This window comes from Pseudomonas protegens, from assembly GCF_003732485.1.
Classification (GTDB): Bacteria; Pseudomonadota; Gammaproteobacteria; order Pseudomonadales; family Pseudomonadaceae; genus Aquipseudomonas; species Aquipseudomonas protegens_B.
The window spans coordinates 185,242-193,942 of sequence record NZ_MOAK01000043.1; the positions used below are offsets into that span (position 1 = coordinate 185,242).

General features: G+C 61.4%; 8 protein-coding genes and 1 riboswitch. Of the genes, 3 read left to right on the forward strand and 5 right to left on the reverse strand.

Annotated elements, in window-relative coordinates:
- The 4 genes from BLX41_RS35005 to BLX41_RS10335 all read right to left on the reverse strand — a co-directional run.
- Positions 1 to 623 (reverse strand): DUF1329 domain-containing protein (locus BLX41_RS35005; RefSeq protein ID WP_259744656.1); only part of this gene is annotated, 623 nt, incomplete at its 3' end.
- A gap of 30 nt (positions 624 to 653) precedes the next feature.
- Positions 654 to 2,546, reverse strand: coding sequence for a DUF1302 domain-containing protein (locus tag BLX41_RS10325; RefSeq protein WP_123724791.1), 1,893 nt, complete (start codon positions 2,544 to 2,546; stop codon positions 654 to 656).
- A 338-nt stretch (positions 2,547 to 2,884) separates the two neighbouring features.
- Positions 2,885 to 4,567: a fatty acid--CoA ligase gene (locus BLX41_RS10330; protein ID WP_123724792.1), complete on the reverse strand. Its 1,683-nt coding sequence runs from the start codon at positions 4,565 to 4,567 to the stop codon at positions 2,885 to 2,887.
- Between the two features lie 171 nt (positions 4,568 to 4,738).
- On the reverse strand, positions 4,739 to 5,368 hold the full coding sequence (locus BLX41_RS10335) for a LysE family translocator (RefSeq protein WP_123724793.1): 630 nt from the start codon (positions 5,366 to 5,368) through the stop codon (positions 4,739 to 4,741).
- An 84-nt stretch (positions 5,369 to 5,452) separates the two neighbouring features.
- Between BLX41_RS10335 and BLX41_RS10340 the strand changes: the two genes are divergently transcribed.
- From BLX41_RS10340 to BLX41_RS10350, 3 genes are all read left to right on the forward strand, one after another.
- Entirely contained in the window at positions 5,453 to 6,418 is a 966-nt protein-coding gene (locus BLX41_RS10340) for a 2-hydroxyacid dehydrogenase (RefSeq protein ID WP_123724890.1), read from the forward strand.
- Between the two features lie 30 nt (positions 6,419 to 6,448).
- On the forward strand, positions 6,449 to 7,447 hold the full coding sequence (locus tag BLX41_RS10345; RefSeq protein ID WP_123724794.1) for a class I SAM-dependent methyltransferase: 999 nt from the start codon (positions 6,449 to 6,451) through the stop codon (positions 7,445 to 7,447).
- Between the two features lie 51 nt (positions 7,448 to 7,498).
- Positions 7,499 to 7,622, forward strand: a riboswitch (yybP-ykoY riboswitch).
- Positions 7,623 to 7,713: 91 nt separating this feature from the next.
- Complete coding sequence (locus tag BLX41_RS10350; protein ID WP_042940848.1) at positions 7,714 to 8,298, forward strand: TMEM165/GDT1 family protein; 585 nt, start codon at positions 7,714 to 7,716, stop codon at positions 8,296 to 8,298.
- 85 nt (positions 8,299 to 8,383) lie between these two features.
- Here BLX41_RS10350 and BLX41_RS35010 read toward each other — a convergent pair.
- On the reverse strand, positions 8,384 to 8,701 hold a 318-nt coding region (locus BLX41_RS35010), incomplete at its 5' end, for a M48 family metalloprotease (protein WP_259744657.1).

The following is an 8,701-nucleotide window of genomic DNA, read 5'->3' on the forward strand; positions in this document are numbered from 1 at the left end:
TCGCGGAACACGAACTGGTCCTGGAAGTACACCAGGCTGTAGGAACCGTTGGCCTGTGGCGTGGCCTGGGTTACCAGGCGGGTCACGCTGCCACCGCGATAGCGGGTGATGTGGTTCCAGATGACTTCTACACCGCTCTTGGGAATCGGGAACGGAATCGCGGTTTCGAAGTTCTCCAGGCCGTTGCCGCCGGACACCAGATTGGTGCTGGTGGCATTGCGCTTGATGGCGGCGAACACTTCAGCAGGCACCGTGGCCCCGCGATGGGACGGATAGACCGGCATCTTGAAGGTTTCCGGGTAGCGCTTGAACATCGCGTACTGCCCCGGGGCCAACTTGTCCTTGTACTGCTCGACGTTCTGCGCGGTGATGGTGAACTGCGGCTGCTCGCTGCCATAAGGGTTGGACAGGAACCCCTTGCTGTCCACGGTGCCGGCGTTGGTCGCCAGGGGTTTCCAGGCGGGAATGGTGCCGGCAGCGTTACCGGCCATTTCCGCGCCCATCGGCGTCAGGCTGGTGCCCAGCTTGGCCGCTTCATCGGCCGAGACCGCAGCCATGACCCCGGTCGCCAGCAGTGACAGTCCCAGCACACCGACGTGCAACAGACTCTTGGTGATTTTCATATTGTTGTTCTTCCTGAAAATGCAGTGTGCTTAGAAGTTCACGCCAACGCTCAAGGCGAGGAAGTCCCGGTCATCCACGGTGCTGTAGTCGCCGCCAAAGAAGTTGGTGTAGGCCAGGCTCGCGGTGTAGGTGTTCTGATACTCGGCGTCCAGCCCCAGGCTGATGGCCTTGCGACCTTCCTCGAAGTTGGCGCCAGGACCTGGCGAGTAGCCCTTGACGTCGTGGGACCAGGCCACGTTCGGCTTGAGGTTCACACCGGCGAATACATCCGGGTATTCCCAGATGGCCCGGCCGCGGTAGCCCCAGGAGGTGGCGGTGGTGAAGCCGTCGTTGTTGCAGTTGGAAGTCAGGTTGCTGGCGTCTGTACCTGGTCCCGCACCGCCGATGGTGCCGACGTTGAGCACCTGGCAGGTGTTCTGTCCGCCGGGAGTTGCCGGCAAGGCACCAGGGCCAAATACAGGGTCACGGCCATAACGCAGGTCCGACTTGCTCTCCAGGCCGCCCACGTGAGTGACCCCGATTTCACCTACCAGGGTCAGGCGACTGGCACCCATGACCTGATCGAAGAAGTGCGTAAAGGTGGTCTGGAACTGGGAGATTTCCTTACGACGATAGCCATGCAGGTCCTGTCCGGGAATCCCGTCGAGCAAGGAAGCATTGGTGTAGTTGCCCCCCAGGCGCCGAACTGCGGAATAGAGAATATCGGTACTGTTCAACTGCACCGGCGCATTCGGCCGGTAGCTCAACTCACCGCTCCAGGCAGTGCCTGTAGGCAAGGTGGTGGAGAAGCTGAGTCCGTAAAGGCGGATGTCTTCCGGATACTCGACGAAATACTTCGAGTTACCTGCAATCCATACCGGCGCCAGCGTGCCAAAGCCTGGGGCAATGGCATACGCCCCTTGTGGCGCGCCGGTGGCGCTGAAGATCGGCGCTCGGCTGTGATAGTTCATGAAGTAGGCGCCGAACTCGGTGTCCAACGGCTCGAAGTTGTAACGGAAAGCCGCACCAAACTGACCGCTGTCACGGGCATCACGGTCGCCACTGCGACGCACCAGTGCGCCTTCTTCGTTGACGTCGACGCCTCGGGCCTGCATGGCTGCCAGGGCTGCCCGGCCCGGGGCGGTGGCGGTAATGGTCGAACGCTTGGCGAGCAATCGCAGATTGTCGTCACAGCCATCGGAAATGTTGTCCGGCTGCGAGAAGAAGGTCCCGCAGTTGTCGGTAACGGTCTGGTCCCATTCCAGCTGGTAGAAGGCTTCGGCCGACAGATTCTCGGTCAGGTTCTGGGAGATGTAGAACATGTTGACCGGGATCAGGCCTTCCTTGACCTCGGCACCGGGACGGCGGAACGCCGACACGTCGATCGGGTTGATCGAGTTGATACCGCCGCCGATGAAAGTACTTTCACCCCAGCTTACGACCTGCTTGCCCAAACGCACCGAACCCGGCTCATCGGCAATGGAGTAGTTGTGATAGACGAAGGCATCGAGGATCTGCCCGCCGGAGGACTTGGCGCCTTCCTTGCGGTTGTTGTCGCTGATGTTCTTGAAGTCCATGTCTTCGTCTTTGAGCTTGAAGTCGTACCAGTACTTGCCACGAACAAACACACCGGTATCGCCGTACTTCAACTCCAGGTCATGGATGCCCTTGAAAATCTTCGAGAAGGTCTGCCCCTTGTTGAAGTTCAAGTGGCCGTCATCGGTGGTCTGGGACAGGCCCTTGCCGCCATTGTTGACCCCGATCAGGTCCTTGTTGCGTCCGGCGGTCGACCAACTGGCCCCCACCGACAGGGACGAATCGAAGCTGCCTTCGATTTCACCGATATTGAAGCTGACGCCGAATGCCGGCCCGGCGAGCGTGGAGGCGAGACCGACGGCCAGGGGCAGTTTTGCCCGGCGCCAGAACTGGTTTGCTGATGTCATCGACGCTACTCCATGTGCATTATTGTTATGGCAGTACGCTCTTCTGAGAACGCTTCGAATACCGGACGGATGAATACTTGCTCCGGGCCCGAAGTTGCGTGGCGCGAGCACCCCACATTGCTCCGTCGTTCAGAAAAATCCGTGAACGGACTATATCCAGCAGGGATTACTGCTTGATCCCTCTAAAGTGTGATTTGCAACCACCAACCGCCCTGGAACAGCCCTTTGCCATAACCTTTGAAAAACGGCGCGGCAAGAATGACTGAAAAATCCATGAGTACAAGGCAAAGGCTTGCCGGGTGGGCATGCCGTGCCCGGGCGGGCACGGCAAAGGACGCTCAAAGCGTAGAGAGGAAGGTACTGTTACTGGCTTGCCATTCACTGATGTCGACGCGGATGCGCTTCTTGTCGAGCTTGCCAACGCTGGTCTTGGGAATTTCAGTAACAAGGGCGATCTGACTGGGAATTGCCCACTTGCTCAGGTGCCCCAGCTCGACGAACGGCTTGAGGTGTTCCTTGAGCTCACGAGCACCAATCTCATGGCCTTCGCGGATCACCAGCAAGGCAAACGGGCGCTCGCCCCACTGCGGATCGGCAATGCCCACCACTGCTACTTCGCGTACCGCCGCATGGCGACTGATGAGGTCTTCCAGGTCCAGGGAAGAGATCCACTCGCCACCGGTCTTGATCACGTCCTTGATCCGGTCGCGGATATCGATCACCCCCATGCTGTCCAGGGTCGCCACGTCGCCGGTGTGCAGCCAGCCGCCGTCCCAGAGCTCGGCGCCCTTTTGCGGCTCGTTGAAATAACCCTCGCTCAACCACGGCGCCCGCAGCACCAGCTCGCCCTGGGACTCACCGTCCGCCGGCAGGAAATTGCCCTCGGCATCGATGATCGCCGCTTCCACCAAGGGCCCCGGCACCCCGGCCTTGATCCGGTAGGTGGTGCGTTCATCCTCGCTGCCGGCCATCAGCTCGTCGTTGAGGTGAGCGCAGGACACCAGCGGGCCGGTTTCCGACATGCCGTAGGCGGCAGTCAACTGGATGCCCTTGGCCTTGGCCGCCTCGTACAGCGCACGGTTCAACGCACTGCCGCCGATGACGATCTTCCAGCCGCCGAAATCGATGTTCTGGGCCGCCTTGGCATTGAGCACCATCTGCAGGATGGTCGGCACGCAATGGGAGAAAGTGACCTTCTCCCGGCGCCACAGCTCCACCAGGTACTCCGGGTCGTAACGCCCGGGATAGACCTGCTTGAGCCCAAGCATGGTGGCCACGTAGGGCAGCCCCCAGGCATGCACATGGAACATCGGTGTGATGGGCATGTACACATCGTTGGTGCCCAGCAGGCGCACGCTGTCGATGGAGCCCATGATGGTGGACACCCCCATGGTGTGCAGCACCAGTTGCCGATGGGTGAAATACACACCCTTGGGATTGCCGGTGGTCCCGGTGGTGTAGAACGTGGTGGCCACCGAGTTTTCGTCGAAATCCTCGAAGTGGTACTGGGGGCTGGCAGCGGCCAGCAAGGTCTCATACTCGCCCACCAGGTTCGGCAGCTCGGCGGTTTTCTCCGGCGCATCGGTGAGCAGCAGGGTTTTCTCCACCGTGGTCAGGTGCCCGGCAATGGCTTGGTACAGGCCGACAAACTCGCTGTTGACCAGCACGAAGCGGTCCTCGGCGTGGTTCATGGTGTAGAGAATCTGCTCCGGCGACAGGCGCACGTTGATGGTGTGGATCACCGCACCGATCATCGGGATGGCGAACATGCACTCCAGATAACGATGGCTGTCCCAGTCCATGACCGCCACGGTGTCCCCCGCCTTGACCCCGGCCGCGGTCAACACGTTGGCCAGGCGCGCCACACGCTCGATCAGGGTTGGATAGGTGTAGCGCAACTGGTCACGGTAGATGATCTCGCGGGTCTTCTCGTAACGGCTGCCGGACATCAACAGGCGCTTGATCAGAAGTGGGTATTGATAGGCGCCTTCGGCGGGGGGAATAACGCGAGTCTGCAACATAAGAATCCCTTTTCTGACGGCTCGGTCGTGACTGGAGGACACTCACTCTAGAGTTCCCGAGCGCCGGCTAAATCAGCCAAAGGGATGATTTGCAGGGCCGCATCAATACTAGCTCCACGCCAGTATCGGTGCGACTCAGGTGATCCTGTATGCGCCGCCCGAGAAGAGCGATCAATGCATCTCGGTGAACGCCAGTTTCACGCCAATGGCGATCAGCACCGCGCCCATGGTGCGATCGAACCAGTGCCCCATGCGAGCGAAACCGGCACGCACCCGTTGCTGACTGAAGAGCATGGCTACCAGACAGAACCAGACGGCAGTGGCCGCCGCCAGATACACCCCGTAGCCGGCCTGGATCGCCAGGGGCGTGTGCGGGTTGATCACCACGGTGAACAGCGAGAGGAAGAACAGGGTCGCCTTGGGGTTCAGCCCATTGGTGACAAAACCGGAAGTAAAGGCGCCGCGCGCGGTACGTACTCCGACTTCCTTGTGCAGGTCGTCCGCCGCCGGCTTGGCCGGCTGGGCACGCAGGGCCTTGTAGCCGATGTACAGCAGGTACGCCGCCGCCAACCACTTCAGGGCGTTGAACAGCACGATAGACTGGGAAACGATCAGGCCGATCCCCAGCAATGAGTAACCCACGTGCAGGAAGATCGCACAGCCCACTCCCAGGGCAGTCCAGGTACCGGCGCGGCGGCCGTGGGTCACGCTTTCGCGCACCACCACGGCGAAGTCCGGGCCGGGGCTGGCCACCGCCAGCAAGTGGATCAGGGCAACGGTCAAGAACTCGGTGAGGTACATGCAGGCTCCTGTGTATGTCTAATTATTTCATCTGTTAGGCTCGGCAGATTACGCCTTAGATCCCTCGTGCAAAAGGTACAGTTCATGATCAACAATCGCCGCGCCGTCTTCCTCGATCACAGCTCACTGGACCTGGGTGACCTGGATCTGAGTGCGCTGCATGACTGCTTCAGCCCTCTGCAAGTGCATGCCCACACCCCCGCGGACCAAGTGATCGAACGCTTGCAGGGGGCTCAAGTCGCCATCAGCAACAAGGTGGCCCTGAGCGCCGAAACCCTGGCGGCCTGCCCTGATCTGCAACTGATCCTGGTGGCCGCCACCGGCACCAACAATGTCGATCTGGCCGCCGCCCGCCAGCAAGGCATCAGCGTCAGCAACTGCCAGGGCTATGGCACCCCGTCGGTGGCCCAGCACACCCTGATGCTGCTGCTCAATCTCGCCACTCGGGTTGCCGATTATCAAAAAGCCGTGGCGGCCGGCCGCTGGCAGCAGGCCCAGCAGTTCTGCCTGCTGGACTTCCCCATCATCGAACTGGCGGGCAAGACTCTGGGCCTGCTGGGCAATGGCGAGCTGGGCAGCGCGGTGGCGCGCCTGGCCGAAGCCTTTGGCATGCGCGTGGTGTTGGGGCAGATCCCCGGACGACCGGTCCGACCCGACCGCCTCCCTCTGGAGGAACTGTTGCCCCTGGTGGATGCCCTGACGTTGCACTGCCCGCTCAACGAACACACCCGACACTTTATCGGCGCCCGGGAACTGGCCCTGCTCAAGCCCGGCGCCCTGGTCGTCAATACTGCCCGTGGCGGCCTGATCGACGAACAGGCCCTGGCCGATGCGCTGCGCAGTGGTCATCTGGGGGGCGCAGCCACCGACGTCCTGAGCGTCGAGCCGCCGGCCAACGGCAATCCACTGCTGGCCAGCGATATCCCGCGCCTGATCGTCACGCCGCACAATGCCTGGGGCAGCCGCGAAGCTCGCCAGCGAATCGTCGGGCAACTGACGGAAAATGCCCAAGCCTTCTTCAGTGGCGCCCCACTGCGGGTCGTGAGTTGATAAACTTCGCCACTTTTTTCGGGGGCGACCATGGACACTCGCAGTGAAGTACTGTTACGCCAGGCTCAATTGTTTCAAGGCTCACTGCTGCTGGCCGGCCTGACCGCGGATGACCTGCTGGGTCGCCTGCCCAACGCCCGAGGCTGGAGCTGGCACGCTGGCGATCAGGCAGCCCTGGAGGCGCGCTTTCCAGGCCGCAGCCACTTTGGCGTAGAAGCACCGGCAGAATCCTTCGACAGCGCCGTGCTGTTCCTGCCCAAGTCCAAGGACCTCACCGACTACCTGCTCAACGCTCTGGCCTCACGCCTGGCCGGACGCGAGCTATATCTGGTGGGCGAGAAACGCAGCGGCGTGGAGAGCGCCGCCAAGCAACTCAACCCTTTCGGCAAGCCGCGCAAGTTAGACAGTGCTCGACACTGTCAGCTATGGCAGGTGACGGTGGCCAACGCCCCCACGCCGGTAGCGCTGGAGAGCCTGGCCCAGGAGTACGAGCTGCCCCTGGCCGAAGGTCCATTGAAAGTCGTCAGCCTGCCCGGCGTATTCAGCCATGGGCGCCTGGACCGCGGCACCGCGCTGTTGCTGGAGCATCTGGATCACTTGCCCGCCGGCCACCTGCTGGACTTCGGCTGTGGCGCCGGGGTACTGGGAGCCACAGTGAAACGCCGCTACCCGGACAACAGCGTGACCCTGCTGGATGTGGACGCCTTTGCCGCCGCCAGCAGTCGCCTGACCCTGGCCGCCAACGGTCTTGAAGCCGAGGTTCTGACTGGTGATGGCATCGATGCTGCGCCCATGGGATTGAACTGCATCCTGACCAATCCCCCCTTCCATACCGGGGTCCATACCGACTACCAAGCCACAGAAAACCTGCTGCGAAAAGCGGCTAAACATCTACAAAAAGGCGGCGAACTGCGAGTAGTTGCCAACAGCTTCCTGCGCTATCAGCCACTGATCGAAGAGCACCTTGGACCTTGTGCGATCAAGGCCGAAGGCCAAGGCTTTCGGATTTATCGGGCCAAGCGTGGCTGACATTCTTTTTCGAAAACAAGGCTTGCCGAATGGATTTTGCCTAGGCAGAATCCGCTCCGTCCTAGGGGAGTAGTCTCCCACGAGCGCCACGCTCGTCCGGCATGCGTCAACATACTTGGTCCTCAGACCATGGCGCATGCGACCCAAGAGTCCGCACAGACGGACCGCAGGGTTTGACAAGACCTATGACACGCACACCTTACCCGGGGCGGGAAGGCTGTACGTGTCATAGCCGTGTCGACCCGCCCCTTAGGAAAACCCTGATGATGCTGGACTCTCTCCTCGTTCCCACCGCAATCGTTGCCTTGGCCGAAATCGGCGACAAGACGCAACTGCTCGCCCTGATTCTGGCCGCGCGCTTTCGCAAACCCTGGCCCATCATCGCCGGTATCGTCGCCGCAACCCTGGCCAACCATGCGGCCGCCGGCGCAGTAGGTGCCTGGTTCGGCAGCTTCTTCTCGGATGCGACCCTGCACTGGATTCTGGCCGCCAGCTTCACCGCTACTGCCCTGTGGACCCTGGTTCCGGACAAGATGGATGACGATGAAGCCACTACCGCACGCAAGTTCGGGCCCTTCCTCACAACCCTGATCGCGTTCTTCCTGGCTGAAATCGGTGACAAGACCCAGGTCGCTACCGTCATGCTGGCGGCGCAATATCCGGATCTGTGGCTGGTGATCATCGGCACCACCCTGGGCATGCTGATTGCCAACGTGCCGGTGGTTCTGGCGGGCAACTTCGCTGCGGACAAGCTGCCCCTGACCCTGATTCGTCGCCTGGCGGCGTCGGCCTTCTTCATCCTCGCCGTGGTGGCGGTGTACAAGGCCATGCAGATCAGTGGCTGGCTGTAAATGAAATCGCCGGCAAGCCGACTCCTACACATCCTGTAGGAGCCGGCTTGCCGGCGAAAGCGTCAGCGCAAATGACGCGAAGTGATCAGGACTTCTTGGCCTGCTCATACAACGGCATCACCTTCGGAATCGCCGCCTGCAAAGAGGCGATACGGCTGGTGGAAGCCGGGTGAGTACTCATGAACTCGGGCGGTGCCGAACCACCGGCAGCCTGACCCATCTTGTTCCACAGGCTGATGGCCGCGTTCGGGTTGTAGCCGGCGCGGGCCGCCAGTTCCAGGCCAATCAGGTCCGCTTCGTTTTCATTCTCGCGACTGTTGGGCAGGGTCATCAGCAGACTCACCCCATTGTCACCCAGGGCAACCGTTTCCTGGGAAACCCCGAACAGGGTAGCGATCTGCTT

Excerpts from the sequence above, each read along its gene's own strand:
- BLX41_RS10340 (WP_123724890.1), top strand. The coding sequence starts at position 5,453 with ATGATCAACAATCGCCGCGCCGTCTTCCTCGATCACAGCTCACTGGAC.
- BLX41_RS10325 (WP_123724791.1), bottom strand. The coding sequence starts at position 2,546 with ATGACATCAGCAAACCAGTTCTGGCGCCGGGCAAAACTGCCCCTGGCC.
- BLX41_RS10350 (WP_042940848.1), top strand. The coding sequence starts at position 7,714 with ATGCTGGACTCTCTCCTCGTTCCCACCGCAATCGTTGCCTTGGCCGAA.
- BLX41_RS10345 (WP_123724794.1), top strand. The coding sequence starts at position 6,449 with ATGGACACTCGCAGTGAAGTACTGTTACGCCAGGCTCAATTGTTTCAA.
- BLX41_RS10330 (WP_123724792.1), bottom strand. The coding sequence starts at position 4,567 with ATGTTGCAGACTCGCGTTATTCCCCCCGCCGAAGGCGCCTATCAATAC.
- BLX41_RS10335 (WP_123724793.1), bottom strand. The coding sequence starts at position 5,368 with ATGTACCTCACCGAGTTCTTGACCGTTGCCCTGATCCACTTGCTGGCG.